The following is a 25,746-nucleotide window of genomic DNA, read 5'->3' on the forward strand; positions in this document are numbered from 1 at the left end:
AATAGCATGGCGCCGGCGGCCAATCCGCTGGTGGACGCCGCCAACCCGCTGCTGAACGCCATTTCGCAGATCCGCCAGTCGGCCACGCACGCCAACCCGGCGCAGCTGCGCCAACAGCTGATCGACGAAATGCGCCGCTTCGAGATCCGCGGCCAACGCGCCAACCTGCCGTACGAAGTGATCATCGGCGCGCGTTATTGCCTGTGCACCGCGCTGGATGAAGCGGCGGCGCTAACCCCGTGGGGCAGCAACAGCGTGTGGTCCGGCAGCGGGCTGCTGGTGACTTTCCATAACGAAACCTGGGGCGGCGAGAAGTTTTTCCAGCTGCTGGCCAAGCTGTCGCAAAGCCCGCGCGAGCACATCAACCTGCTGGAGCTGATCAATTATTGCCTGTTGCTGGGCTTTGAAGGCCGCTACCGAGTGATGGAAAACGGCCGATCGCAGCTGGAAACCATGAAGCAGCGCCTGTTGCAGCTGATCCGGTCGGTGCGCGGCGGCTATGCCCCGCCGCTGTCGCCTCATGCGCTGGATCTGCCGGTGCAGCAGAAGCTGTGGCGCCCGCTGGTGCCGCTGTGGGCCTGCGTGGCGTTGACCGGCTTCCTGGCTTCGCTGCTGTTCATCGCCCTCAACTGGCGGCTGGGCGACAACACCAGCCCGGTGCTGGCGGCAATTTACCAAACCAATCTGCCGCAGGTGGCGATCGGTAACCCGGCGCCGGCCGCGCCGCCGACGCTGAGCCTGAAAAGCTTCCTGCGCAAAGAGATCGCCGAAGGGCTGGTGGTGGTGCGCGACGAAGCGCAGCAAAGCGTGGTGATCCTCAAAGGCGACGGGCTGTTCGACTCCGCCGCCACCACGGTGCGCGCCAACTATATTCCGGTCATCGACCGCATCGCCGCCGCCATGAACGGCGTCAGCGGCAAGATCCTGGTCACCGGCTACAGCGACAACGTGCCGATCCGCAGCGCCCGTTTCGCCTCCAACTGGGAGCTGTCGCTGGCGCGCGCCGAAGCGGTCAGCGCCCGCTTGCAAAAGCACCTCGCCAACCCGCAGCGGGTCAAGGCCGAGGGCCGCGGCGAAAGCAACCCCGTCGCGCCGAACGATAACAAAGTGAACCGCGCGTTGAACCGCCGGGTAGAAATTACGCTGTTGGTCGCCCCGGAAAATACCCAGGCGGAAATCAACGGCTTGCCGCAAGGAACCGGAAAGTAATGCTCAGTACGTTATTCTCCATCATCACCAGCCGCCTGCTGTGGGGCTTTGTCGGCATCACCGCGCTGGCGTTCATCATCTGGATGATCGGCCCGCTGGTGGCCATCGGCGACTATCGCCCGCTGGAGCCGGAACTCAACCGCCAGATCGCCATCGGCGTTATCTACCTGATCTGGTTCCTGTGCCGCCTGATCCCGCGCCTTTACAGCGCCTGGTTCAACAGCCGTTTGCTAAGCAACCTGCGCGCCGCCGAAGCAGTACCGGCGGAAGACGGCAAGCCCGAGATTAAACAAGACGAACAGCTGGCGCAGCGCTTCGACGAAGCGACGCAGCTGCTGAAGAAGGCGCGCTTCGCACCGGGCCAGGAGGGCGGCAAGCACCGCTGGATGACCCGCTTTAGCCGCCAATACCTGTACCAGCTGCCGTGGTATGTGATCATCGGCGCGCCCGGCGCCGGCAAGACCACCGCGCTGGTCAATTCCGGCCTGCACTTCCCGCTGGCGGATCGCTTCGGCAAAACCGCGCTGCGCGGCGTGGGCGGCACCCGCAACTGCGACTGGTGGTTTACCAACGACGCCGTGCTGCTCGACACCGCCGGCCGCTATACCACCCAGGAAAGCCAGCGTGAAGAAGATGCCGGCGAATGGCAAAGCTTCGTCGCGCTGCTGAAAAAATACCGCACCCGCCAGCCGATCAACGGCGTGATGGTCACCATCAGCGTCGCCGATCTGTTGAGCGACAGCGCCGAAGCGCGCGCCGCCCAGGCCAGCGCGCTGCGCAAACGCCTGATCGAACTGCACGAACAGCTGGGCATTCACTTCCCGGTCTATGTGCTGGTGACCAAAACCGACCTGCTCAACGGCTTTATGGCCTATTTCGGCAGCTTCGACAAAGCGCAGCGCGACCAGATCTGGGGATTCACCTTCCCTTACGAACGCTCGCGGCAGCCGGACTTCAATCTGAACGCCGCTTTCGAACAACAATACGCCCTGCTGCAACAGCGCCTAGACGCGGCGCTGCCGGATACGCTGCTGATGGAACACGACGCGCGCCAGCGCGCCGAAAGTTACCTGTTCCCGCAGGAGTTCGCCGCGCTGCGCCCGCTGCTGGGCCAATACCTGGAACAGGTGTTCGCCACCTCCAGTTTTGAAACCCGCTTTACCCCGCGCGGTATCTATTTCACCAGCGGCACGCAGGAAGGTCTGCCGTTCGACCGGGTGATGGGCGAGCTGAACCGCTACCTGCAGCTGCCAACGGCAAACTCAGGGGCGCAGGCCAACGCGGCCTGGGACAGCGTGGGCCAGGAAGCGCCGATCCCGGCGGCCAAAGGCCAAAGCTTCTTCCTGAAAGAGACGCTGGAATCGGTGGTCTTCCAGGAGTCCGGGCTGGCGGGCAGCAACCGCTGGTGGGAATACCGCAATCGCGCCCTGCACTGGGCGGGTTACATCGCGCTGGCGGTGATCCTGGCAGTGCTGGCGATGCTCTGGTTCACCAGCTACGGCAACAACAAGGCCTATCTGGCGGAAGTGGCCGCCAAGGTGCCCGGCGTCGAGCGCCAGGGGCAAAACCTGACGCAGTTGGGTAACGGCGACATGTTCTCGCTGCTGCCGTTCCTCAATAGCCTGCTGCACCTGCCGGACAGCCAGAACTTTTCGCCGGACGATCCGCCGTTCACCTACCGCATGGGGCTGTTCCGCGGCGATCAGGTGGGCGACGCCGGCAATGCGCTGTACCAAAAAGCGCTGAAAGAGCTGCTGCTGCCGCAGGTGGCGCAACAGATCGCCACCACGCTGCGCAACGACAACCACGGCGATGCGGACTTCAGCTACGAAGCGCTGAAGGCCTATCAGATGCTGTATCTGCCAAAGCAGTACGACGGCAAATTCCTGCGCGCCTGGGTGATGCTCAACCTGCAGCGCAACCTGCCGCAGGGCAGCACGCAGAAACAGCTGCAGCAGATCGAATGGCACCTGAGCCAGCTGCTGGATACGCAGATCCAGGCCTCGCCTTACGCCAAAGACGAACAGTGGGTGGCGCAGGCGCAGACCGCCATCAATCGGGCGCCGCTGTCGCAGCGCGTCTATGGCCGCCTCAAACGTCTGCTGCTGAAACAGACCGACATCAAGCCGGTCAGCCTGGTCGATTTGGCCGGCCCGCAAACCGAGCTGGCGTTCAGCCGCAAAAGCGGCAAACCGGTCACCGACGGTGTGCCGGGCCTGTTCACCTCACAAGGGTACTGGAAAGCGTTCAGTGACAACATCGACCCGGTGACCGACACGCTGCGCAAAGAAGACGTCTGGGTGTTGAACAGCCCGACGCCGGAGCAGAAAAGCGCCGATCTGACCAAAACCATCCGCCAGCTGTACATGCAGGACTTTATCAGCGCCTGGGATGAGCTGCTGGGCGATATCCAACTGGCCAGCATCGGCAACCTGACCCAGCGCATCAGCAGCGCGCGCCTGCTGTCCGGCAATCCGTCGCCGATGCGCAATCTGCTGGTCAACGTCAGCAAAAACGTCACCCTGCGCGACGAGAAAAGCGACGCCGATTCCCGCTCGCTGCTGGCCAAAACCGAAGACAGGCTGAACCAAAACGCCAACCGCACGCTGGAGGCGTTGTTCACCAACCGGCCGGCCAGCGCCGACGGCGACGTGTCGGCCCAGCCGGAACAGCTGGTGATGGCGCACTTCGCGCCGCTGCTGGAGCTGGCGCAAAGCCAGGGCGAAGGCAATAAGGCGATCCCTTTCGACAGCGTGCTGAAGCAGGTCGATGAGCTGTACAGCTATCTGACGGCGGTACAGGGCGCGGCCAACAGCGGCATGTCGGCGCCGCCGAGCGACATCATCCCGCGTCTGCAGGCCGAATCCGGCCGTTTGCCGGTGCCGTTCAAACAGATGCTGCTGTCGCTGGCGATCGGCGCCAGCAGCGACACCCAGCGTAAAGAGATGGAGAACGTGAAAAAGCGTATCAGCTTCGAAGTCGGCAGCTTCTGCCGCCAGGCGATCGCCGGCCGTTATCCGCTGGTGGCCCGGGCGCGCCAGGACGTGACGCCGGACGATCTGGCACGCATGTTCGCGCCGAACAGCGGGCTGATGGACAGCTTCTTCCGCGACAATCTGCAGGGCAAGGTCGACACCACCCGCGCCAACTGGCGCTTTACCCCCGGCGTGGACGGCAAGACGCTGCCCGGCGGCGAAGGCATCCTGCGTTCGTTCCAGCAGGCGCAGCGCATCCGCGACGCCTTCTTCGCCAACGGTACCGCGACGCCCTCGTACCGCGTGACCGTGCGGCCGGTACGGATGGATAACGATATCCTCAACCTGACGCTGGATATCGACGGCCAGCTGTTCAAATACAGCCATGGTCCACAGGTGCCGCTGGTGGTCAGCTGGCCGGGCACCCGCAATACCAACCAGGTGCATTTGCAGCTGGCGCTGGCCAACGGCACCACCGCCAGCCTGGTGACCAGCGGGCCATGGGCGCTGAACCGCCTGGTAGACATGGCGCAATCCTCGGGCACCGGCGGCCTCGGCCGCCAGGCGACGTTCAACCTCGACGGCCATCGCGTCACGCTGGAGTTCACGCCCAACAGCATCCGCAATCCGTTCCAACTGCCGGCCTTCTCGTGCCCGTAGCCCCGAAAGGACATGATCATGAGCACTGATTCAAGCGCCCCGACGAGCCTCGGCTGGTACGGCAAACTTCCTTCCGCCGGCGATTTTCTGCAGCGCCGCCTGCCCGATCCGGTGGTCAACAACTGGGCCCACTGGTTCCATAACGGGCTGGTGAATTTGCAGCGCGATGCGCAGGGGCCAAACGGCCACCCGTTCAGCAACGCACCGGTGTGGAACTTCGTGATCCCCGCCACGCTCGGCAGCCCGTACGTGCAGATGGGCTGCCTGTTGCCGGCGCGCGATCGCGTCGGGCGGCGCTATCCGATCTGCGCGCTGCGCCTGTTCAGCCTGCAAGAATGGCGCCCGCAACAGCTGAACATGGCGGCGAGCTGGTACCAGCAGCTCGGCCATACCCTGCTGAACGGCGTGCGCAACGGTTTCTCCGCCGAACAGATCGACCGCACGCTGCAGGCAATCCCGGCGCTGCCCAGCCCGCCGGCGGAAGCGGATTCCGAGATATTGTCGATTATCGGTTTTCAGCATCCGGACGTGCCGGGTCTCGGCTGGCAACAGGCCGCCGACTGTTTCGACCCGGCGCAGTACACCAGCTTCTGGTGGACCAATCAGGCCGACGGACACCCGCTCTACACTCACGTACACAGCGGCAACCTCACCGTGCAGCTGTTTTCACTGCTGTTCGAGCCCAACGGCTGGGCACGCCCCGGCCGCGGCGGCCAGTACCCGCAAATGTTTGATTAACATCGTTCGTTGAAGGAAATTCTATGGCTATCGACACCGATACCCTGCTGGCCCCGGTTGACGCGGACAATCCCTGCGGCGACAACCTGGAATACGACGCCGACTTTCTGGCCATGGCGCGCGCCGCCACCGGCAAAGCCGAACAGCAGTTCGGCAGCACCATCATTCCGGAAGAAGCGCCGGATTGGGTGCAGGTCGAACGCCTCGCGACCTCGCTGCTGGCGCGCACCAAAGACCTGCGCGTCATGCTGTATCTCACCCGCGCCTGGACCCAGCTGCGCGGGTTGCCGGGCTACGCCGACGGGCTGACGCTGATCCACCAGTCGATACTCCGTTACTGGGATGCTCTGCAACCGGCATTGGAGTTCGACGGCGAAGCCGACCCGCTGTTTCGCATCAATGCGCTGGCCGACCTTGGCGACAAAGCCGCGCTGGCCGCCAGCGTGCGCACCGCGCCGCTGCTGAAAAGCGCCGCCGGTGAAATCTCGCTGCGCGATGCCGGCGCCCTGCTCGACGGCAGCAAGCAAGAGTGCCCCAACTTTCCCGGCGGCCGCGCACGGCTGCAGGATGAGCTGGCGCAGCAGGGCCGCCCCGAAGGCGCACTGGTGACGCACATTGCCAATACCCTGGGCGCCATTCGCAGTGAAGTGACCCGCCATCTGGGGGAAAGCGCCCTGCCGGAAATGGGCGCGCTGACCAAGGTATTTTCCCTGGTGGCGCTCGCCGGCCAGAGCGATGCCCCGGCCGCCGCCGAACCCGACGCCCCGCCGGAAACCGCCGCCCTGCAACAACCGGCTGCGATGCAAAACGCCACGGCACCGCTCAACTGGCGCAGCGCGCAGATCCAGTCGCGCGACGACGCCCAGCTGATGCTGGACAAGGTGAAAAACTATTTTCGTCTTCATGAGCCGAGCCACCCGGCGCCGCTGATGATCGATCGGGTCCAGCGGCTGATTACGCTGGACTTTATGCAAATCGTCCGCGATTTGGCGCCCGATGGGCTTAACCAACTGGAGACCATTCTCGGTCGCCCCGACCACGAGGAGAACAGCTAGCCGCCGACCTTTGTTCTCTTGACGCATCCGATACCGTCTGCCCCGGCGCAGACCCGAATCAGAACCTGACTCTCCCAGCCGGACGAGGCGCGTTCCCAATCGCCATTAGATGGAGTAAATCATGTCAAACTCGAAATCCCGCAGCGGGCAGAAATTCATCGCCCGCAACCGCGCGCCGCGCGTACAGATTGAATACGATGTCGAAATTTATGGCGCAGAGCGCAAAATCCAGCTGCCGTTCGTGATGGGCGTGATGGCAGATCTGGTGGGGAAAGCGGTCGATCCGCAAGCCAGCGTGGAAGAACGCAAGTTCATGGAGATCGACGTCGACAACTTCGACGAGCGCATGAAATCGCTGAAGCCGCGCGTCGCTTATCAGGTCGATAACACCCTGACCGGCGAAGGCAAGCTGAACATCGATCTGACCTTCGAAAGCATGGAAGACTTCTCCCCTGCCGCTATCGCCCGCAAGGTCGACTCGCTGGGCAATCTGCTGGACGCCCGCACCCAGCTTTCCAACCTGCTGTCTTATATGGACGGCAAGAACGGCGCCGAAGAGCTGATCTCCAAGATCCTGCAAAACCCGGCGCTGCTGCAATCCCTGACCGACGCGCCGAAGCCGGCGGTTAACGACGACAACAACGAGCGTGAGGATTAATCGATGAGCAACTCGCCTCAGCAACAAAATGCGTTGCAGACTACCGAGACTTTTTCCAGCGATGAATTCAGCGCGCTGTTGAACAAAGAGTTCCGGCCGAAGACCGATCAGGCCAAAGAAGCGGTCGAGAACGCGGTGAAAACCCTGGCGCAACAGGCGCTGGAAAACACCGTCACCGTCTCTTCCGACGCCTACCGCACTATCCAGGCGCTGATCGCGGAAATCGACGAAAAGCTGTCGCAGCAGATCAACCAGATCATTCACCACGACGACTTCCAGAAGCTGGAAGGCGCCTGGCACGGCCTGCATTATCTGGTCAACAACTCCGAAACCGACGAGATGCTGAAGATCCGCTTTATGAGCATTTCCAAACAGGAGCTGGGCCGCACGCTGAAGCGCTATAAAGGCGTGGGCTGGGACCAGAGCCCGATCTTCAAGAAAATCTACGAAGAAGAGTATGGCCAGTTCGGCGGCGAGCCGTTCGGCTGCCTGGTGGGCGACTACTACTTCGATCACAGCCCGCAGGACGTGGAGCTGCTGGGCGAAATGGCCAAGATCGGCGCCGCCTCGCACTGCCCGTTCATCGCCGGCACCGCGCCGAGCGTGATGCAGATGGAGTCCTGGCAGGAGCTGTCCAACCCACGCGATCTGACCAAGATTTTCCAGAACACCGAGTACGCCGCCTGGCGCAGCCTGCGCGAGTCGGAAGACGCACGCTACCTGGGCCTGGTGATGCCGCGCTTCCTGGCGCGCCTGCCGTACGGCATCCGCACCAACCCGGTGGACGAGTTTGACTTCGAAGAAGAAACCGACGGCGCGACCCATGGCAACTACACCTGGACCAACGCCGCCTACGCCATGGCCGCCAACATCAACCGTTCGTTCAAAGAGTTCGGCTGGTGCACCGCCATTCGCGGGGTGGAATCCGGCGGCGCGGTGGAAAACCTGCCGTGCCACACCTTCCCGAGCGACGACGGCGGCGTGGACATGAAGTGCCCGACCGAGATCGCCATCAGCGATCGCCGCGAAGCCGAGCTGGCCAAAAACGGCTTTATGCCGCTGGTGCACCGCAAAAACTCCGACTTCGCCGCCTTTATCGGCGCGCAGTCGCTGCAGAAGCCGGCGGAATACTACGATGCCGACGCCTCCGCCAACGCCCAGCTGTCCGCGCGCCTGCCGTACCTGTTCGCCTGCTGCCGCTTCGCGCACTACCTGAAGTGCATCGTGCGCGACAAAATTGGCTCCTTCCGCGAGCGCGACGACATGGAACGCTGGCTGAACGACTGGATCATGAACTACGTGGACGGCGATCCGGCCAACTCCTCGCAGGAAACCAAGTCGCGCAAACCGCTGGCCGCGGCGGAAGTGCAGGTGGAAGAGATCGAAGACAACCCGGGCTATTACAGCGCCAAGTTCTTCCTGCGCCCGCACTACCAGCTGGAAGGCCTGACCGTCTCCCTGCGCCTGGTGTCGAAGCTGCCTTCGCTGAAGCAAAACGACGCGTCCTGATGGACTGAAGTCAGGCCGCGAGAGTGCGGCCTGATAAATAAAACATGGAGGTAAATCATGGGAACAAGACCCCGTTTTCTGGCTGCCTGGACTGCGGCTAAAAATATTTATGACCCAAACGATCCTCTGGGAAAAGTTAAAAATACGATTGGCGGTGCCGTAAAACGAAACTTTGAGATACCCGCCGAATCAGGTGGCTGGGAAAACAGCTGTGCTGTAAGGATGAGTTACGTGCTCAATTACACAGGCCATCCAGTTCCCAGAATAGGTCAGTTAACCGTCTCAGGCGCAGATAAAAAATGGTACTTTTTCCGCGTGCGGGATTTGATTCCCTACCTGACTAAAACGTGGGGAAAACCTGACATGATTGTTAATTACCCTCAATTACCTGTTACGCAACTGGCCAACAAAAAAGGATTAATACTTTTTGAAGTATCAGGTTGGGGAAATGCGGGCGGGCACGCCACTTTCTGGAACGGAAACAGTTGTTCAGATCATTGCTATTTCAATGAGCCCGGAACCAATTACTCTACTCCGCGAGCCAATTTTTGGGAGTTGCCATGAACAAGTTAATCACAATCGGATTGGCAACTACCTTGTTGGGGCTCTCGCAGTCATCGCTCGCCAAGGACATTCAAGATCCGGTGGCATTTATCAAACAGATGCCTTATCACCAGGTCGTAAAAGAACTGGCATTGTCACGCTGCCTGGCACAGGTCTCCGATTCGGATAAAGCGTTCTCTCTTGATGCAGCCAGAACGGCGAATGCGATGAGAGAATGGATGCCATTCGATATCGAATCAGGTGATGAGAAAATCAATGCTCTCATCGGCAAATATAAATCCAGAGTCAATGAGTTTCACAGTGAAACCAAAGGCAAGAGTCAAGGTGTCACCTTAAACTGCCTGCGGTTGTACCATAGTCCGGAATTGGACAAGCTTTCCCGACAGCTCATTGCAGGCAATCCAGATCGCACGTGGAATCAAGATAACGCGAAATAATTAAGCATTGAGCCATTAGCACTTAATAGTGGCTCGGTAACCCGTACCGATAGTTTTCGGTATTTAAGAAGGTGCATGGCACAAGGATATAAATTGGTAATGCATTACCACACTTGCAATTCCTGCTGCTATTACCTGAGTTTTTCAACGTAACGTTAATACTACTGTTAACCCTTAATAAAGAGTGAAGAAACTATGGCTATTGATATGTTCCTGAAAGTTGAAGGTGCCAGCGGCGAATCCAAAGATTCGAATCACAAAGGCTGGACCGACATTACTTCTTTCTCCTGGGGCGCTTCTCAACCGGGCAATATGGGCGTTGGCGGCGGCGGTGGCGCCGGTAAAGTGTGCTTCAACGATCTGCACGTCAACGCGCTGATCGACAAGTCAACCCCGGCCTTGCTGAAACACTGCTCAAGCGGCAAACACCTGACCAAGATTGAGCTGTCGGTTTGTAAGGCGGGCGGTAGCCAGGTTGAATACGCAAAAATCACCCTGGAAGACGTGCTGGTCACCGCCGTGCAGTACACAGGCGCAGGCGGCGAAGACACCGTGGGCGTCACCTATTCCTTCCAGGCGGCGAAAGTGAAACAGCAATACTGGGAGCAGAGCGACAAAGGCGGCAAAGGCGCCGAAAGCAGCGCAGGTTGGAACATCAAAGAAAACCGCGAAGCTTAATCTGCATGCCCCCGGCTACGGCCGGGGGTTCATAACATGGATACAATGGAGAGTCAGGATGAAAAAACCTCTATTTGGGCCCGCATGGATTCGTTTTTCTGAAGTCAATGTCAATGTAAAAAAAGTGGGTGCATTGATTGGTGGAAAAGTAGAAAGCAATATTGAAAACGGTATTTTTGAAAATGCTTGTCCTATACGAATGAGTTATGTACTCAACTATACAGGCATACCAATTCCCTCTAACTCCGGTTATGCGACTGTGTCTGGTAAAGATAAAAAATGGTATCTTTATCGTGTTAACGATATGATTCTCTTTTTAGAAAAGAACTTCGGCAAGCCTGATATCACGGTGAAATCCCCTACCCCAGCTAAATTTTCAGGTAAAAAAGGGATAATGGTTATACAAGGAAATGGCTGGCGAAATGCCAGAGGACATGTCACATTATGGAACGGTGACATTTGCTCTGACTCTTGTCATTTCATGGGGGATCCTGAGAATGGATCTTTTGTTCCTGAAGTCGCATCACTTTGGATATTAAAATGAAGACTACCCACATCGCCCTTGCTCTTCTTCTCGTTTCTCCTATGTTGCTGGCGGAAGATATAAAAATAGAAAACTTACCTCAAAGCGAAATTTATGAAAATTGGCTGATTAGCCGCTGTATTGGGAAGTCTACTGACTCAGAAAAAACCAAGCAAGATGCCTTCCGTTCCGCTTCCGCCTATTTAGAATTCAGTAAACTCCCCATGGATGCATTCGAACAAGGCGAAAAACTGGCTGAACAGTACGCAAATAAAAATAGTCAAGGCTCAGTTAAAGGAAGTTATCATACTTTAGATTGCCTTTCGCTGCAGAGTTCCAGTGAGGCTAAAGCCATCTTCGAACGTTACTCTAATTAATAATTAATATTGTAAGTTGCAGTTTTATAAAACCATCAATTTAAGCAAATTAGAGTTTTATTAATTATTTTCACTGGGCATTAACCATCAAGCATTGAGATACTCATGCGCTGGTTATGTATTACTCTGCACAAACCATACGGATTTGGAGTGTTGAGATGAAAAAAATCCTTATCTCCTTTTTTTGTCTATATGCCACTTGTGCTATAGCACAGAAAAATCAAGAAGAACCGATTGAAAAGTGGCCACCGCAGGCAGCATACAGAAACTATTTGCAAAACTATAAAGATATCGCTCTAACCTACTGCATTTCAGTCGTTTATAAGACATCACCTGAAGCCAGCAAAGATGCAATTGCCTCATCGAATGGAATCGATGCTTGGTCATACTATGCAATTCGTGATGAAGAATCCCCTATCATTGCGCTGACAAAACAGTACTTGCAAAAGAATTACATTGCTCAGGACGGAAAAAGCCGCTTAGACTTAATGAAGTGCATGGATATGTACCATAGTGAAGATCTTGACAAACTTGCGAAAGACTATGTACAGCATCCTAATGATAATTGGGTGAAAGACAATCTGGATAGAGTAAATGAAAATCATCCTCGGAAATAATCAGTGCAAAAAATCTCACTCACTGTGGCCATCGCCGCAACGTTGAACGCTAATGCAGTGACAAAAATTGACTATTCCCCTGCCGAGTACCTCAGAAACTACGCGCTTAGCGTTTGTATCGCCGAGGGGTACTCCGCAAAAGAAGTCAAAAACGATGCCGCGGCCGCCGCTCGGGGTTACATGGAGTTCGGCGATTATTCTCTGGAAGCGCATACCGCCGTCAGGGCGCTGGCAAAAGAATTTCTGGCAAAGCCCTATGACAGCATGTCTGGGGAGCCGATGACGATGGCCAAGTGCATCGATCTTGTACACAGCCAAGAGCTGCAAGCCATCATCAAGAAATACCAAGGGAAAGGCGATAACTGAGAGTAAATCCGTATCCCTTCACAGGGTAAATGTTGGTATAAAGAATAGGAAAGGAATCCTTATGCAATACAAAACAAAAGCAGATCTGGATAGATCTATCGATGAACTCAAAAAACTATCAAGAACGTTTTCACGACAGTATCTATACACTAACGAATCCAGAGCTAATTTCTCACTGGAAATAGACCAACTTATTCAGTTTGCAAAAAGGGATATCAGTATACACTGCACATCCTACGCTGGGGCAATCAGGGACATTGAAGACGAGACCAATCATCTTAAACGCCAAGCCTTTGCTATCGACGCAGGAAGAAACACGCTCTATATATCAATAGAAAAAAAGAAGAGTAACAACACCACCAACCTTATTTTGAAGCAGATAGGTTTTGTCGGTGGCGGAACACAAATATTCGCCGGAGTCGGTACTTGTGCAGCGACTCTCGGTATGACGTGTGGCAGTTTTGGCTTACCGCTGATTGCTCAAGGCACGAACAATATTTATGAGAACGGTTACTATTTACTTTTCCGAAAAGATAAATCAGGCAGTGTAAGAAATGCCTATCGATATACTGCAAAAGCACTAGGATATAGTCAGGATACTGCGGATACAATTTATGGCACTGTAGACCTTAGCCTATCTGGATATGGAATAATCAGGAAAACATTAAAACCAGATGCCTGGAGATTATATAGGTATATCAATAGCGACTTCATTCGTGGTTGGCAAGAGATGGGCCGAACAGGTTTGACGATTGAGGTTATATCAGATTTAACAACCGGAAGCGGGATGTACGAACTCATAAAGGACAACCAAAGAAAATGACTCCAGACGTCACGCTATCAACTTACTCATATGGATTCTTACTTTCCTATTTCTCATTGTCACTCATCACTTTAGTGGCTTTATATTACTTAAAAAAATTATCGGCTCGCAAACACAATTATCCATTCTTTGTTTTCAACTGTCTCATTGTGGTTTTCATGGGTGTCATACAGCTCTCAACCTTTGCATACGGGAATGATTTTCTTAATCTTTTCTACCCACTAGGCAACGATAACTATGACTCTATACACTACGGCAGTTTGATATTCACCTTTATCTACTTAACTCAACTACCAAAAAACACCTATTACAAAAAAGAAAAGAATAGAAGTTAGCCATCAGATTAGATGACTAAATCAACATACGCCCAAAGCAGTCTACAATCCCCATCAGCAGGAATGCCTTATGCGATTTTCCATTGTAAAAAATAAAAGCGGCCAGGTTCCGCCGCAGAGCAGTTGCGATTTTCTGCCGCCGGGCGGCACCATCGGCCGCAGCGTGGACAACAACCTGGTGCTGCCGGACGAAGAGCGCGCCATTTCCCGCCTGCAGGCGATCGTGCATATTTCCGCTGACGGCGAATGCCGCATCACCAACCGCGGCAACGTTACCCGCGTGCTGCTGAACGACATTCCGCTGGAACGTGGCCGCCAGGTTGAACTGCAGGACGGCGACGTGCTCGGCATCGACGATTACCAGATTGAAGTCAGCGCGCTGCAGCAGCACGCCGCGCCACAGGCTCAACCGGTGGCCAAGGCCGCCGCCGTTGCCGCTGCTGCGGCCCCAACAGCCGCCGCCAAAGAAAAATCTGCCGCGCCCATCCCCAATGAAATCTGGGACAGCCTGGTGGAAGAATTTACCCCGAATGCGCCGGTCGCCGTCACGCCGCCGCCGGTCGCCAATCCTGGCAACCACCCGCTGCTGGACACCCCCGCTCGCGAGCTGAACCCGGCCGATCCGCTGGCGCAGCTGGCGGGCGATGTCGATCTGCGCCAGCTGCAGCAGCAGCAAACCGATCCGGCGGCGCTGTTCAACACCGACACCACCTTTGAGCGCGAACACATCCTGGCCGATACCACTCCCAGCGCGCTGCTGGCGGAACAGGCTGCGCCAGCGCGGCCGGCAACCCCGGCTCAGAATGCGCAGCAACCGGAGCAAGAGCTGGATCCGCTGGCGCTGTTCGGCGGTTCATCCGCTCCCGCGTCGCCCGAAGCGTTAAACAGCAACGATCCGCTGGGGCTGCTGATGGGCGGCGCCGTGCCGCTGGCTCAGCCGGACGAGCCGGTACAGCCGCCCGCACCGCCGTCTCCGCCACCGATCGCCGCACAACCGCAAGCGCCCCGCCCACAGCCGACGCCGCCACCCGTGCAGACGCCTGAGCCGCAACCCCAATCTGCGCCGCAGTTCTGCCAGCAGGAACCGCCTGCACAGCCGCCGCGCCCGCGCCAGGGCAACCGCCTGGGCATCGATCCAGTCGCCTACCAGTCCGCTCAACGGCAGCACGCCGCCGCGCCGAATGGCGACACCTTAGAGGGGCCGCTGCTGACGGCGCTGTTGCAAGGTATCGGCCTCGACGATCTGCAGCCGCAGCCGCACTTCGACGAACGGCAAATCCGCCAGGCCGGCCGCCTGCTGAGCCTGTTCTCGCAGGGCACCGTCGCCCTGCTTTCATCCCGCTCGATCCTCAAGCGCGGCGTGAAAGCCGAGATGACCATGATCCTCGACGAGGCCAACAACCCGTTCAAACTGCTGCCTTCGGGCAAAACGGTGCTGATGCAGATGTTCGGCAGCCAGATGCCGGGCTTTATGCCGCCGGAGCAGGCGGTGCGTGACGCGCTGATCGACCTGCAGGCGCACCAGCTGGGGATGATCGCCGGCATCCGCGCCATCATCGCCGCCATGCTGCAGTCGTTCAACCCGGAGCGCCTCGAAGAGGAAGCGCGCAAGGAAGGCGTGGCGCCGCGTCTGTCGCTGCCCGCCAACCGCAAGGCTGCGCTGTGGGACTACTTCGTGAAGAACTATCAGCAAACCTCCGGCGAGATCGAGGACGATTTCCACACCCTGTTCGGCGAAGCCTTCCTGCACGCCTATGACGTTGAAGTGAATCAATACAAAGACTCACAGACCAAACCGGACGCGTAATGAATATCACCATAGCCTCTACCTCCAACCAGGGCGGCCGCGCCTCCAACCAGGATCAGACCGGCGAGGTGCTCGGCAACCGCGCCGCCTGCTTCGTGGTGTGCGACGGCATCGCCGGCTTTCCGGGCGGCGATATCGCCGCCAAACTGGCGCGCGACACCATTTTGCATAACTTCGACGGCGAAAAGCACCTGAACGCCCAAAGCATTCGCCAGCACATTACGCGCGCCAACGCCGCCATCCACCAGCAACAGCGGCAATCGGACGAATACAGCAAGATGGGCACCACGCTGGTCAGCCTGTTTATCGATCGTGATTACCAGCTGGCCTACTGGGCGCACGCCGGCGACAGCCGCCTGTACCTGTTCCGCCGCGGCTACCTGCATGCCGTCACCACCGACCACAGCCTGATCCAGCAGATGCAGGACGCCGGCTATCAGACCAACGGCATCAACAGCAACCTGCTGTATTTCGCGCTGGGGCTGAACGAAGAGCGCGACGCCACCTACAGCGACGTGCTGCAGCTGGAAGACGGCGACGTTTTCCTGCTGTGCACCGACGGCTTCTGGCACAGCTTCAGCCAGGCCGAACTGGAACAGTCGCTGCACATGGTCAACTCCCCCAGCGAGTGGATCGCCCTGATGCAGCAGGCATGGAAGAAAAACAATAACAGCGATAACTACAGCGCTATCGCCGTCTGGATTGGCTCACCGCAGGAAACCACCCTGCTGCATTCGCTGGCGGATGCGGAACGGTTTCTGAGCCGCGACTGAGCAGCGCACATTCACAGCAAGGTTCACTATGAAATATTGGATGCCGGGGCTCGTCGCCCTGATGGCGGTACCGACCGCGCAGGCGATGAACTATCGCCTGGTTTACTCCCCCAGCCAGAAGCTGGAAGTGTTTATCGATGACGTCAAAAACAGCAATCCCGAAAGCTGGTGCGACAAGAGCATCCCGCTGCGCATCGTCGCGGCGCAAAGCCAAGATCCGGCGGTGCTGAACGACTTTCTGCCGCGCGTCGGCAATCTGTTGGAAAAACAGTGCCCGAAAGCCGGCCACCTGCCCTGGACGCTGACCGACAAGCGCGGTGAAAAGCTGGCCAGCGGCGAAGCCGCCAAAGCGCACGGCTGGAAACCGGTGGTCAAACAGGAGGCCGTCGAGCAGCCGGCGATCCCTGCTGCGGTAGCCGTGATCTCTCCGCAGGCGGACACCGCGCCGCCTCAGCGTTTCAACCTGCCGCAGGGCTGCCACTTCCGCACCTTCTGGCATGACGACGCCAACGGCGGCGCGCTGTTCATTCCCGCCGGCGACGCGCTGCGCTGCGGCGAGGACGGCTGGCTGCAGGGCAGCGGCGCGGTCACGCTGCAACAGGGTGGCCAAACCCTCTCGCCGACATTGTGGTTCCTGCAGGGCTATCCGCTGGCGCAGATCAACGGCGGCGATCGCGCGCTGACCGTCGTCAGCGCCAACGCCCAACGGCTCATTTTGGGCGGCAACCCGCAGGCGCCGGGCAGCTTCCTGCTGCTGACCTTCGAACCGCAGTTGCATGCCTGGGCGTTCAACGGTGAAGCGATCGTTGAAATGCCGCGTGTCGACGCCGCCGACGAGACCAAGATCACACAGCGCGTGCAGCAGGCGCAAACCGCCTGGCAGCCGCTGCTGAGCGCCGCCACCCCGCTGACCTTCAAGCTGGTGGAACAGTTGGCCGCAGACCGGGTCGATCCCGCCAGCGGCAGCTACCTGTCGGTTAACGGCGCCACTCACTGATATAAGGAAAGCCTGTGAAATCATTAGCAAGCATGCTGCAAGGCCACTCGATCGCCGCGGCCATCACCGCCGTCGAAAACGAGATCAAGGGAAAACCGGCGGATGCCGACCTGCGCGCCGCGCTGGTGCAACTGCTGTGCCTGAGCGGCAACTGGACGCGCGCCAACGCGCAGCTGAAATCCTGGCAGGCGCTGAAACCGATCGCCCAACCGACCACGCTGCTGCTGATGCAGTCGGTCAACGCCGAGCTGCAACGCCAGGCGGTGTTCGCCGGCACGGCCGCGCCGGCGCTGCTGCGGCAGGATCAGCCCTGGCTGAAACTGATGGTGCAGGCGCTGCATCAGGATGCGCAAGGCGCGGCCGAACAGGCCCAGGCGCTGCGTGACGAAGCGCTGGAGGCCGCCCCGGCCGGCGCCGGGCGGTTAACGCTGGCCGAAGGCGACCAAGAACGGCAGCTGAGTTTCGACTGGCTGACCGACGGTGACGGCCGCCTCGGGCCGGTGTGCGAGCTGGCGCTGAACGGCGTTTACTACTGGCTGCCGTTTGCCGACATCGCCACGATCCAGTTCCAGGCGCCGCAGAGCGCCATCGATCTGGTGTGGAGCCACGCGCTGGTGCGCCTCACCGACGGCCGCGAACAGGTGTGCCAACTGCCCGCCCGTTATCCGCTGGCCGAAGGCAGCGACGACGCGCTGCTGCTCGGCAAACGCACCGAATGGCAACCGCTGGGCGACGGCACCCACTATGCGGGGCTGGGCCTGAAGACCTGGCTCAGCGAAAGCGACGAATTCCCGCTGCACAGCCTGCGGCAGCTGAGCTTCGACGCGAGCGCCTGAACATGAACGATAAGCGCCCACCCCACTACGACGGCGGCGATCTGCGCCGCCAGGGCTATCGCTATCGTCAGGACAGCGAGCGCCTGACGTCGCGCGACAAAATGCAGCCGGTGCTGCTCGACATGCTGACCGACGACGAACCGCAGAAAAAGCAGGAAGCACAGGTGCGCAACCTGGTGTCGCACAGCGAGCTGCGCCGCCGGGTGCTGCGCGATCTGCAGTGGCTGTTCAACTGCGTCAACAGCGAATCCAATCTGGATCTCGGCGACTTTCCGCAGGTGCGGCGCTCCACCCTTAATTACGGCATCGCCTCGCTGGCGGGCAAGCGCATGTCGGACATCGAATGGCTCGACATTCAGCGCGCGCTGACCGAGTCCATTCTCCATTTCGAACCGCGCATTTTGCCCGAGGGGCTGCAGGTGCGCTGCATCTCGGACACCGGCTCGCTGGAGCTGCACAACGTGCTGTCGATCGAAATCAAGGGCCGCCTGTGGTGCGTGCCCTATCCGCTGGAGTTTCTGTTCCGTACCGACGTGGATCTGGAAAACGGCCACTTCGATCTGAAAGACATAGGGTAAGGCGATGGACAGTAAACTTTTAGACTATTACAACCGCGAGCTGGCCTATCTGCGTGAGATGGGCGCCGAGTTCGCCGAACAATACCCGAAGGTCGCGGGCCGTCTCGGCATGCGCGGCATCGACGTGGCGGATCCCTATATCGAGCGCCTGATGGAGGGCTTCGCCTTCCTCACCTCGCGCGTGCAGCTGAAAATGGACGCCGAGTTCCCGCGCTTTTCTCAGCGCTTGTTGGAGATCATCTACCCCAATTACCTGTCGCCGACGCCGTCGATGGCGATCGCCGAGCTGCAGCCGGACAGCAGCAAAGGCGACATCAGCAACGGCTTCGTGGTGCCGCGCGGCACCATGATGGACAGCCAGACGCTGAAGAAAAGCGGCATCACCTGCAGCTACACCACCGCCCATGACGTCACGCTGCAGCCAGTGCGCATCGCCGGCGTCGAGCTGGGCGGCATTCCGGCCGATATTCCGCTGGCCTCGCTGGGGCTGCAGCACAGCGGCTGTGTCAGCGCGCTGCGCATTCGTCTCGAGTGCTACGAAAGCGTGACGCTCAACAACCTGCAGCTGGATCAGCTGATGTTTTACCTGGCCGGGCCGGACATGCAGGCGCAGCAGTTGCTGGAACTGCTGATGCAGCACAGCGTCGGGCTTGTCTGCCAAACGGTGGAGCCGCAGCCGCAGCGGCGCGCGCTGGCGCTGGATGGGCTGCGGCAGGAGGGCTTCGCCGCCGATCAGGCGCTGCTGCCCAACGACCTGCGCAACTTCGAAGGCTACCGGCTGCTGCAGGAGTACTTCGCCTTCCCGGCGCGCTTCCAGTTCTTCAGCGTCAACGGCCTGCGCCCGCTGCTGCAAAGCGTGCGCGAAGGGAAAAAGGCGCTGCGCCAGTTCGAGATCGTGGTGCTGCTGGATCGGCACGACGCCGCGCTGGAACGGGTGGTCGACGCCGCCCATTTGGCGCTGCACTGCACGCCGGTGATCAACCTGTTTCCGAAGGTCGCCGAACGCATCGCAATCAACGAAAAAAACCACGAATACCATCTGGTGGTCGACAATATCCGGCCGCTGGATTACGAAGTGTTCTCGGTGCAGCGGCTCGGCGGCAGCGCCAGCGAAAAACGCTACGAGCAAGAGTTTCGGCCGTTTTACAGCACCCTGAGCGCGGACGACGGCAACTATGGCGCCTACTTCTCGCTGCGGCGCGAACAGCGTACGCTGTCGGAGCACGCCCGCCGCTACGGCACCCGCACCGGCTATGCCGGTTCGGAAGTGTTCGTGTCGCTGGTGGACGAGCGGCAATCGCCGTGGCACAGCGATCTGAAATACCTCACCGCCGACGTGCTGTGCACCAGCCGCGACCTGCCGTTGATGCTGCTGCAACAGGATCAGGGCAACTTCGTGATGCCCGACTCGATCCCGATCAAGCAGGTCTCGCTGCGCAAAGGCCCCACCCCGCCGCGCCCGGCGCTGGCCGAAGGCATGATCACCTGGCGGCTGATCAGCCAGCTGCAGCTGAACTACCTCAGCATGATGGACGGCGATCCGGAACAGGGCGCCGCCAGCCTGCGCCAGCTGATGGGGCTGTACGGCAACCTGAGCGAACCGGCGATCGCCAAACAAATTCAGGGCGTGCGCCACTGCAACCTGCGGCCGGTCTATCGGCGAGTGCCGGAGCCGGGCCCCATCGTGTTCGCACGCGGCATCGCCATCGATCTGACGGTCGATGAGCAGGCGTTCTCCGGCAACAGCCCCTATCTGCTCGGCAGCGTGCTGGAGCGCCTGTTCTCGCGCCTGGTGGCGATGAACACCTTCACCGAGATGACGCTCTCCAGCCAGCAGCGCGGCGAAATCGCCCACTGGCAGGCGCGCATGGGCAAAAGGACGCTGATATGAACGCGGAGATGATTGCCACCGAACTGGCGCCGCCGCAGATCAACGCGCTGTATCGCCTGCCGGACGACTTCTGGCCGCGGCTGCGCAGCGCGCCTTACAAGCACGATCTGTTTCAGCTGCTGCGCCGTATCGACGCCCAGGGCGGCCAACCCTACCTGCTGGGGCGCGCGCCGCTGCCGCGTCACGAGATGCTGCGCCTGGGCCAGGAGCCGTCGCTGTCATTCGCGCCCTCCACGCTGGCGCAGGTGGCGCCGCGCGCCAACAGCCCGCTGCACGACGTCTCGATCTTCAGCTTCGGCCTGTTCGGACCCAACGGACCGCTGCCGCTGCACCTGACCGAATACGTGCGCGAACGGGTGTACCACCATCAGGACACCACCCTGCTGGCGTTCACCAACCTGTTCCATCACCGGCTGACGCTGCTGTTTTACCGCGCCTGGGCCGACGCGCAGCCGACGGTGTCGCTGGATCGCCCGGACAACCGGCGCTTCGACGAATACCTGTCGAGCCTGATCGGCATCGGCCAGCCGGCGCAGCAGGAACGCGACAGCATCAACGCCCACGCCAAACATTTTATGGCCGGTCATCTGATTCGCCACAGCCGCGATCCGGAAGGCCTGAGCAAGATTTTGCAGCAGTATTTCAAGGTGCCGGTGCGCATCGTCGAAAACGTGCCGCACTGGCTGCGGGTGGAGCCGCGCGAGCAAGCTCGGCTCAAGGCCGGGCGCGGTGCGCCACGGCTCGGCGAGTCGGCCTTTCTCGGCATCGCGGTGCGCGATATTCAGCACAAATTCCGCATCGAGCTGGGGCCGATGCCGCAGCGGGACTATGACCGCTTCCTGCCCGGCGCCGACCTGTGCCGGCAGCTGCGCGACTGGGTGCGCCAATACCTGGGCATCGAGTTCGTCTGGGAAGTCCGTCTGATCCTGGCGAAGGAACAGGCGCACGGCCTCCAGCTCGGCGGCGCGCAACGATTGGGCCTGAGCAGCTGGTTGGCCGACGATCGGCGGCAACGCGATCTCGACGACCTGATCTTCAGCCCTGAACCGCTGGAAAATCCGTTCTGACCCTATTTCGGCCGGCGCCCTGCGGCGCCAGGCCACTCTGAGACCTGAGGAAAACCATGTCTGAAATCAGCCGCTCGGTATTATTTGGCAAACTGGATAGCCTGTTATTCACCTCTCTGGAAAGTGCGACGGCGTTTTGCAAGCTGCGCGGTAACCCCTACGTCGAACTGGCGCACTGGCTACATCAGCTGATGCAATCGCCGGACGGCGATCTGCAGCAGATCGTCCGCCACTTCGCGCTGGACGAGGGGCAGCTGGCGCGCGACATCGTCGAGGCGCTCGATCGCCTGCCGCGCGGCGCCAGCGCCATCTCCGATCTGTCCGAGCACATCGACAGCGCGGTAGAACGCGCCTGGGTCTATGGCTCATTGAAATTCGGCGCGACGCGCATCCGCGGCGGCCACCTGCTGCTCGGCATCCTGAAAACCTACAGTCTGCGCCATCTGCTGAAGGCCATTTCCCCGCAGTTCGAGCGCATCAACGCCGATCTGTTGATGGAGCAGTTCGCCGCCATCACCGCTCACTCGGCGGAAAACGCCCAGGATGCGCCGGCGGAAAGCAGCGCCGAGAACATATCCGGCGCGCCGCGCAGCGGTGAAAGCGTGCTGGCGCAGTATGCCCAGGACCTGACCGCCAAAGCGCGCAACGGCGAGATAGATCCGGTGGCCGGCCGCGACGAAGAGATCCGGCAAATCATCGATATCCTGATGCGCCGCCGCCAGAACAACCCGCTGCTGACCGGCGAGGCCGGCGTCGGGAAAACCGCGGTGGTGGAAGGCCTGGCGCTGCGCATCGTGGCCGGCGACGTGCCGCCGCAGCTGCGCGACGTGAAGCTGTGCCTGCTGGACATCGGCATGCTGCAGGCCGGCGCCGGCGTTAAAGGCGAGTTTGAAAAACGGCTGCAGGCGGTGATCGACGAAGTGCAGTCCAGCCCGACGCCGATCATCCTGTTTATCGACGAGATTCACACGCTCATCGGAGCCGGCGGCGCCCAGGGCACCGGCGATGCCGCCAACCTGCTGAAACCGGCGCTGGCGCGCGGCCAGCTGCGCACCCTCGGCGCCACCACCTGGTCGGAATATAAGAAATACATCGAGAAGGATCCGGCGCTCACCCGCCGTTTCCAGGTGGTGCAGGTACACGAGCCGAGCGAAGACAAGGCGCTGCTGATGCTGCGCAGCACCGTCAGCCCGCTGGAGCAACACCACCGCGTGCTGCTGCTGGATGAAGCGGTAGACGCCGCGGTGCGGCTGTCGCATCGCTATATTCCGGCCCGCCAGCTGCCGGACAAGGCGGTGGCGCTGCTGGATACCGCCTGCGCGCGCGTGGCGGTCAGCCAACACGCCGAGCCTGCCCAGGTCGAAGACTGCCGCCATCGCATCGATGCGCTGCAGATAGAGTTAGATATCGCCCGCCGCGAGACCAAAGTGGGCATCGGCGATCCCCTGCGCCCGCAGGAGATTGAAGCCCAGCTGACCGCGCTGCACCAGGAGTTGGAACAGTTGACCGACCGCTGGCAGCAGGAGCTGGCGCTGATCCAAGAGATCATCACACTGCGCGCCCAGCTGCACCGGCAGGAAGAAGAGTCTACTGAAGAAGAGACGCAGGCGGGCCCTGACGCGGACGCGCTGCGCGCCCAGTTGGGCGAACTGCAGCAGCAGCTGAGCGCGCTGCAGGGCGAAGCGCCGCTGATCTTCGCCGCTGTCGACGCCAACATCGTGGCGGCGGTAGTGGCCGACTGGACCGGCATCCCGCTGGGCCGCATGGTGAAAAACGAGATTGAAGCGGTGCTGCAACTCTCCGACACCCTGAACCAGCGCGTGATCGGCCAACGCCATGCGCTGGATCTGATCGCCCGCCGGGTGCGCACCTCACGGGCGCGGCTGGACGATCCGAACAAGCCGGTCGGGGTGTTCCTGCTGGCCGGGCCGTCCGGCGTCGGCAAGACCGAAACCGCGCTGGCGCTGGCGGAAACTCTGTACGGCGGCGAGCAGAACGTCATCACCATCAACATGAGCGAATTCCAGGAGTCGCACACCGTTTCGACGCTGAAAGGCGCGCCCCCCGGCTATGTCGGCTACGGCGAAGGCGGCGTGCTGACCGAGGCGGTGCGCCGCCGCCCATACAGCGTGGTGCTGCTGGACGAAATCGAGAAGGCGCACCCGGACGTGCATGAAATCTTCTTCCAGGTGTTCGACAAGGGCTGGATGGAGGACGGCGAAGGCCGCCATATCGATTTCCGCAACACCATCATCATTCTGACCTCCAACGTCGGCACCGATCTGATCGCCGGGCTGTGCAGCGATCCGGAGCTGCTGCCGGAGCCGGCAGCGCTGAGCGGCGCGCTGCGCCAGCCGCTGCTGTCGGTGTTCCCGGCCGCCTTGCTCGGCCGCCTGCTGGTGGTGCCGTATTACCCGCTGACCGATGCCACGCTGGGCAACATCGTGCGCCTGCAGCTGGGCCGCATCCAGCGTCGCCTGGCGGAGAATCACGAGATCGTCTGCACCTTCGACGACGCGGTCATCGAGCAGATCGTCAGCCGCTGCACCGAGGTAGAGTCCGGCGGCCGCATGGTCGACGCCATCCTGACCAACACCCTGCTGCCGCAGATCAGCCACACCCTGCTGACCGGCAGCGCCAACGACCAGCGCTATCGCCAGCTGCATATCGCGCTGCAGAACCACGAATTCATTTGTCAATTTCAGGCATAACGCCGCGGCCGCCGAGACGGCGGCCCTTTGAACACAGAGAGTCATCACTATGTCGGGAACCGGGATAACCAAACCGAATTCGAACAGCCTGCCGAGCGGCTATCGGTTCAACGAATTCGAGATCCAGGAAGCGATCGGCGAAGGCGGCTTCGGCATCGTCTATCGCGCCTACGATCACCAACTGGAACGCACCATCGCCATCAAAGAATACATGCCGACCTCGCTGGCGAAACGCAACGACGATCTCAGCATCGGGCTGCGCGGCGAGCGTTTCGGCAAAACCTTCCAGGCCGGGCTGAACAGCTTTATTCAGGAGGCGCGCCTGCTGGCCCGCTTCTCGCACCCCGGCCTGCTGCACGTGCTGCGCTTCTGGGAAGAGAACGGCACCGCCTACATGGGCACCCAGTTTTACAGCGGCACCACGCTGAAGAACCTGCAGGCGCAGCAGCCGGAGAAGATCGACGAGGCGTGGATCCGTCGGCTGCTGCCGCCGCTGTTCAGCGCCATCAACACCATCCATCAGGAAGGCTACCTGCACCGCGACATCTCGCTGGATAACATCCAGATCCAGGAGAGCCAGCTGCCGGTGCTGCTGGACTTCGGGTCGGCGCGCAAAGAGATCGGTAACCTGTCTGACGAAACGGAGATCATGCTGAAGCCAGGCTTCGCGCCGATCGAGCAGTACACCGAGAACAGCGACGGCGAGCAGGGGCCCTGGACCGATATCTACGCGCTGGGCGCCGTGCTGCACACGCTGATCGTCGGTTCACCGCCGCCGGTGAGCGTGGTGCGCAGCATCGAAGACAGCTATCAACCGCTGGCCGAGCGCCGCCCCGCCGGTTACTCGCCGGAACTGCTGCGCACCGTCGACCGCGCGCTGGCGCTGAAGCCGGAAGACCGGCCGCAGACCATCGATGAAATGGCCGAGCTGTTGCATCTGCCGATCGCCGATGAAAACGAAATCGTCAGCACCCCGGCCGCCGCGCCGGAGAACCTGCTGGTGGCCGCCAACCCGGCAGCCGCGGCCGCGGCCGCCGGCGCCGTTACCGCGCGCAGCACCCAATTCTCGCGGCCGATGATAGCCGGCGCCGGCGTCGCGGCGCTGCTGGTGATTGGCACCGTCGCCTGGCTGAGCGGCGGCAAGGACGATGCCCGGGCCGTAGCGCAAAATACCGAGGCGTCACCGGCGCAGAAAACCCTGACGGAGCAGCCGAGCGCGCCGCAAACCGCGCCATCTGCGCCGGTGGAACCAGAAAAGGCGGCGCCGCCACCGCAGCCGGTGGCGCTGGTGTACTTCAAACTGCAGCCGGGCGAACAGGTCAGCCTCGACGGCAAGCCGCAGCAGGTAACGCCCGGCGAAAACGGCTTCGCCAGCCTGAATCTGGCGCCGGGCCGTTATCAGCTGGAGATCCGCCACAACGATCGGCTCCGCCGGCAGCAACTCAGCATCGACACCGCCGGCACCTGGCTGGTCAATCCGGCCAGCGCCGGTTAATTCCGTTCTGAATCCCCGCCGCAGCGGGGTTTCCCCTATTTCATGAGACTGACGCACCGCTGCCCAC

At 60.4% G+C, this 25,746-nt stretch carries 23 protein-coding genes; all 23 read left to right on the forward strand.

From position 1 onward, the window contains the following. The first annotated feature begins 6 nt into the window (after window positions 1-6). The 23 genes from C3F38_RS17845 (at window position 7) to C3F38_RS17955 (ending at window position 25,679) form a co-directional block, all read left to right on the forward strand. A complete protein-coding gene (locus C3F38_RS17845) occupies window positions 7-1,209 on the forward strand; it encodes a DotU family type VI secretion system protein (protein ID WP_049272050.1) in 1,203 nt (400 codons plus the stop codon). After that, window positions 1,209-4,844, forward strand: a complete 3,636-nt coding sequence (gene tssM, locus C3F38_RS17850) for a type VI secretion system membrane subunit TssM (RefSeq protein WP_055316352.1) — start codon at window positions 1,209-1,211, stop codon at window positions 4,842-4,844. Before C3F38_RS17845 ends, tssM begins: the two co-directional genes overlap by 1 nt. Window positions 4,845-4,862: 18 nt before the next feature. Further along, window positions 4,863-5,582: a type VI secretion system-associated protein TagF gene (gene tagF / locus C3F38_RS17855; protein WP_038876781.1), complete on the forward strand. Its 720-nt coding sequence runs from the start codon at window positions 4,863-4,865 to the stop codon at window positions 5,580-5,582. Between the two features lie 23 nt (window positions 5,583-5,605). Then, window positions 5,606-6,637: a type VI secretion system protein TssA gene (gene tssA, locus C3F38_RS17860; RefSeq protein WP_038876779.1), complete on the forward strand. Its 1,032-nt coding sequence runs from the start codon at window positions 5,606-5,608 to the stop codon at window positions 6,635-6,637. Between the two features lie 121 nt (window positions 6,638-6,758). Continuing rightward, window positions 6,759-7,295 (forward strand): type VI secretion system contractile sheath small subunit, encoded by a 537-nt coding sequence (tssB, locus tag C3F38_RS17865; protein ID WP_047730442.1) that lies wholly within the window; start codon window positions 6,759-6,761, stop codon window positions 7,293-7,295. 3 nt (window positions 7,296-7,298) lie between these two features. Beyond that, window positions 7,299-8,804 (forward strand): type VI secretion system contractile sheath large subunit, encoded by a 1,506-nt coding sequence (gene tssC, locus C3F38_RS17870; RefSeq protein ID WP_047730441.1) that lies wholly within the window; start codon window positions 7,299-7,301, stop codon window positions 8,802-8,804. A 57-nt stretch (window positions 8,805-8,861) separates the two neighbouring features. Continuing rightward, a complete protein-coding gene (locus C3F38_RS17875) occupies window positions 8,862-9,368 on the forward strand; it encodes a type VI secretion system amidase effector protein Tae4 (RefSeq protein WP_071605363.1) in 507 nt (168 codons plus the stop codon). Next, window positions 9,365-9,805: a T6SS amidase immunity protein Tai4 family protein gene (locus C3F38_RS17880; RefSeq protein ID WP_038876774.1), complete on the forward strand. Its 441-nt coding sequence runs from the start codon at window positions 9,365-9,367 to the stop codon at window positions 9,803-9,805. The genes C3F38_RS17875 and C3F38_RS17880 overlap by 4 nt, the downstream gene beginning before the upstream one ends. 195 nt (window positions 9,806-10,000) lie before the next feature. Beyond that, window positions 10,001-10,483, forward strand: a complete 483-nt coding sequence (locus C3F38_RS17885) for a type VI secretion system tube protein Hcp (RefSeq protein ID WP_038876771.1) — start codon at window positions 10,001-10,003, stop codon at window positions 10,481-10,483. A 58-nt stretch (window positions 10,484-10,541) separates the two neighbouring features. Further along, window positions 10,542-11,027: a type VI secretion system amidase effector protein Tae4 gene (locus C3F38_RS17890; RefSeq protein ID WP_071605364.1), complete on the forward strand. Its 486-nt coding sequence runs from the start codon at window positions 10,542-10,544 to the stop codon at window positions 11,025-11,027. Beyond that, complete coding sequence (locus C3F38_RS17895) at window positions 11,024-11,383, forward strand: T6SS amidase immunity protein Tai4 family protein (protein ID WP_033643555.1); 360 nt, start codon at window positions 11,024-11,026, stop codon at window positions 11,381-11,383. The genes C3F38_RS17890 and C3F38_RS17895 overlap by 4 nt, the downstream gene beginning before the upstream one ends. A gap of 158 nt (window positions 11,384-11,541) precedes the next feature. Beyond that, window positions 11,542-12,000 carry a T6SS amidase immunity protein Tai4 family protein gene (locus tag C3F38_RS17900; protein WP_055316470.1) on the forward strand — a complete coding sequence of 153 codons (459 nt, stop codon included), beginning with the start codon at window positions 11,542-11,544 and terminating at the stop codon, window positions 11,998-12,000. 12 nt (window positions 12,001-12,012) lie between these two features. After that, a complete protein-coding gene (locus C3F38_RS17905) occupies window positions 12,013-12,366 on the forward strand; it encodes a T6SS amidase immunity protein Tai4 family protein (RefSeq protein ID WP_223294933.1) in 354 nt (117 codons plus the stop codon). Between the two features lie 61 nt (window positions 12,367-12,427). Further along, window positions 12,428-13,189: a DUF4225 domain-containing protein gene (locus tag C3F38_RS17910; protein ID WP_055316353.1), complete on the forward strand. Its 762-nt coding sequence runs from the start codon at window positions 12,428-12,430 to the stop codon at window positions 13,187-13,189. 405 nt (window positions 13,190-13,594) lie between these two features. Continuing rightward, window positions 13,595-15,331 (forward strand): type VI secretion system-associated FHA domain protein TagH, encoded by a 1,737-nt coding sequence (gene tagH, locus C3F38_RS17915; RefSeq protein WP_055316354.1) that lies wholly within the window; start codon window positions 13,595-13,597, stop codon window positions 15,329-15,331. Beyond that, entirely contained in the window at window positions 15,331-16,104 is a 774-nt protein-coding gene (locus C3F38_RS17920; protein WP_038876757.1) for a PP2C family serine/threonine-protein phosphatase, read from the forward strand. Before tagH ends, C3F38_RS17920 begins: the two co-directional genes overlap by 1 nt. A gap of 28 nt (window positions 16,105-16,132) precedes the next feature. Then, window positions 16,133-17,101, forward strand: coding sequence for a hypothetical protein (locus C3F38_RS17925; protein ID WP_055316355.1), 969 nt, complete (start codon window positions 16,133-16,135; stop codon window positions 17,099-17,101). Between the two features lie 14 nt (window positions 17,102-17,115). Beyond that, window positions 17,116-17,937 (forward strand): type VI secretion system accessory protein TagJ, encoded by an 822-nt coding sequence (locus tag C3F38_RS17930; RefSeq protein WP_048234375.1) that lies wholly within the window; start codon window positions 17,116-17,118, stop codon window positions 17,935-17,937. Window positions 17,938-17,939: 2 nt separating this feature from the next. Continuing rightward, window positions 17,940-18,515 (forward strand): type VI secretion system baseplate subunit TssE, encoded by a 576-nt coding sequence (locus tag C3F38_RS17935; protein ID WP_038876749.1) that lies wholly within the window; start codon window positions 17,940-17,942, stop codon window positions 18,513-18,515. A 4-nt stretch (window positions 18,516-18,519) separates the two neighbouring features. Further along, window positions 18,520-20,406 (forward strand): type VI secretion system baseplate subunit TssF, encoded by a 1,887-nt coding sequence (tssF, locus tag C3F38_RS17940; protein ID WP_048234376.1) that lies wholly within the window; start codon window positions 18,520-18,522, stop codon window positions 20,404-20,406. Further along, entirely contained in the window at window positions 20,403-21,473 is a 1,071-nt protein-coding gene (gene tssG / locus C3F38_RS17945; RefSeq protein WP_055316357.1) for a type VI secretion system baseplate subunit TssG, read from the forward strand. The genes tssF and tssG overlap by 4 nt, the downstream gene beginning before the upstream one ends. A 56-nt stretch (window positions 21,474-21,529) precedes the next feature. Then, entirely contained in the window at window positions 21,530-24,184 is a 2,655-nt protein-coding gene (tssH, locus tag C3F38_RS17950; RefSeq protein ID WP_055316360.1) for a type VI secretion system ATPase TssH, read from the forward strand. Window positions 24,185-24,233: 49 nt separating this feature from the next. Then, on the forward strand, window positions 24,234-25,679 hold the full coding sequence (locus C3F38_RS17955) for a serine/threonine protein kinase (RefSeq protein WP_055316364.1): 1,446 nt from the start codon (window positions 24,234-24,236) through the stop codon (window positions 25,677-25,679). Window positions 25,680-25,746: the final 67 nt, after the last annotated feature.

This window comes from Serratia sp. SSNIH1, assembly GCF_002935055.1.
Classification (GTDB): Bacteria; Pseudomonadota; Gammaproteobacteria; order Enterobacterales; family Enterobacteriaceae; genus Serratia; species Serratia nevei.

Excerpts from the sequence above, each read along its gene's own strand:
- C3F38_RS17910 (WP_055316353.1), top strand. The coding sequence starts at position 12,428 with ATGCAATACAAAACAAAAGCAGATCTGGATAGATCTATCGATGAACTC.
- tssG (WP_055316357.1), top strand. The coding sequence starts at position 20,403 with ATGAACGCGGAGATGATTGCCACCGAACTGGCGCCGCCGCAGATCAAC.
- C3F38_RS17885 (WP_038876771.1), top strand. The coding sequence starts at position 10,001 with ATGGCTATTGATATGTTCCTGAAAGTTGAAGGTGCCAGCGGCGAATCC.
- C3F38_RS17955 (WP_055316364.1), top strand. The coding sequence starts at position 24,234 with ATGTCGGGAACCGGGATAACCAAACCGAATTCGAACAGCCTGCCGAGC.
- tagH (WP_055316354.1), top strand. The coding sequence starts at position 13,595 with ATGCGATTTTCCATTGTAAAAAATAAAAGCGGCCAGGTTCCGCCGCAG.
- C3F38_RS17895 (WP_033643555.1), top strand. The coding sequence starts at position 11,024 with ATGAAGACTACCCACATCGCCCTTGCTCTTCTTCTCGTTTCTCCTATG.
- C3F38_RS17845 (WP_049272050.1), top strand. The coding sequence starts at position 7 with ATGGCGCCGGCGGCCAATCCGCTGGTGGACGCCGCCAACCCGCTGCTG.
- tssC (WP_047730441.1), top strand. The coding sequence starts at position 7,299 with ATGAGCAACTCGCCTCAGCAACAAAATGCGTTGCAGACTACCGAGACT.
- C3F38_RS17880 (WP_038876774.1), top strand. The coding sequence starts at position 9,365 with ATGAACAAGTTAATCACAATCGGATTGGCAACTACCTTGTTGGGGCTC.
- tssB (WP_047730442.1), top strand. The coding sequence starts at position 6,759 with ATGTCAAACTCGAAATCCCGCAGCGGGCAGAAATTCATCGCCCGCAAC.
- tssA (WP_038876779.1), top strand. The coding sequence starts at position 5,606 with ATGGCTATCGACACCGATACCCTGCTGGCCCCGGTTGACGCGGACAAT.
- C3F38_RS17875 (WP_071605363.1), top strand. The coding sequence starts at position 8,862 with ATGGGAACAAGACCCCGTTTTCTGGCTGCCTGGACTGCGGCTAAAAAT.
- C3F38_RS17920 (WP_038876757.1), top strand. The coding sequence starts at position 15,331 with ATGAATATCACCATAGCCTCTACCTCCAACCAGGGCGGCCGCGCCTCC.
- tssF (WP_048234376.1), top strand. The coding sequence starts at position 18,520 with ATGGACAGTAAACTTTTAGACTATTACAACCGCGAGCTGGCCTATCTG.
- tssH (WP_055316360.1), top strand. The coding sequence starts at position 21,530 with ATGTCTGAAATCAGCCGCTCGGTATTATTTGGCAAACTGGATAGCCTG.
- C3F38_RS17900 (WP_055316470.1), top strand. The coding sequence starts at position 11,542 with ATGAAAAAAATCCTTATCTCCTTTTTTTGTCTATATGCCACTTGTGCT.
- tagF (WP_038876781.1), top strand. The coding sequence starts at position 4,863 with ATGAGCACTGATTCAAGCGCCCCGACGAGCCTCGGCTGGTACGGCAAA.
- tssM (WP_055316352.1), top strand. The coding sequence starts at position 1,209 with ATGCTCAGTACGTTATTCTCCATCATCACCAGCCGCCTGCTGTGGGGC.
- C3F38_RS17935 (WP_038876749.1), top strand. The coding sequence starts at position 17,940 with ATGAACGATAAGCGCCCACCCCACTACGACGGCGGCGATCTGCGCCGC.
- C3F38_RS17890 (WP_071605364.1), top strand. The coding sequence starts at position 10,542 with ATGAAAAAACCTCTATTTGGGCCCGCATGGATTCGTTTTTCTGAAGTC.
- C3F38_RS17925 (WP_055316355.1), top strand. The coding sequence starts at position 16,133 with ATGAAATATTGGATGCCGGGGCTCGTCGCCCTGATGGCGGTACCGACC.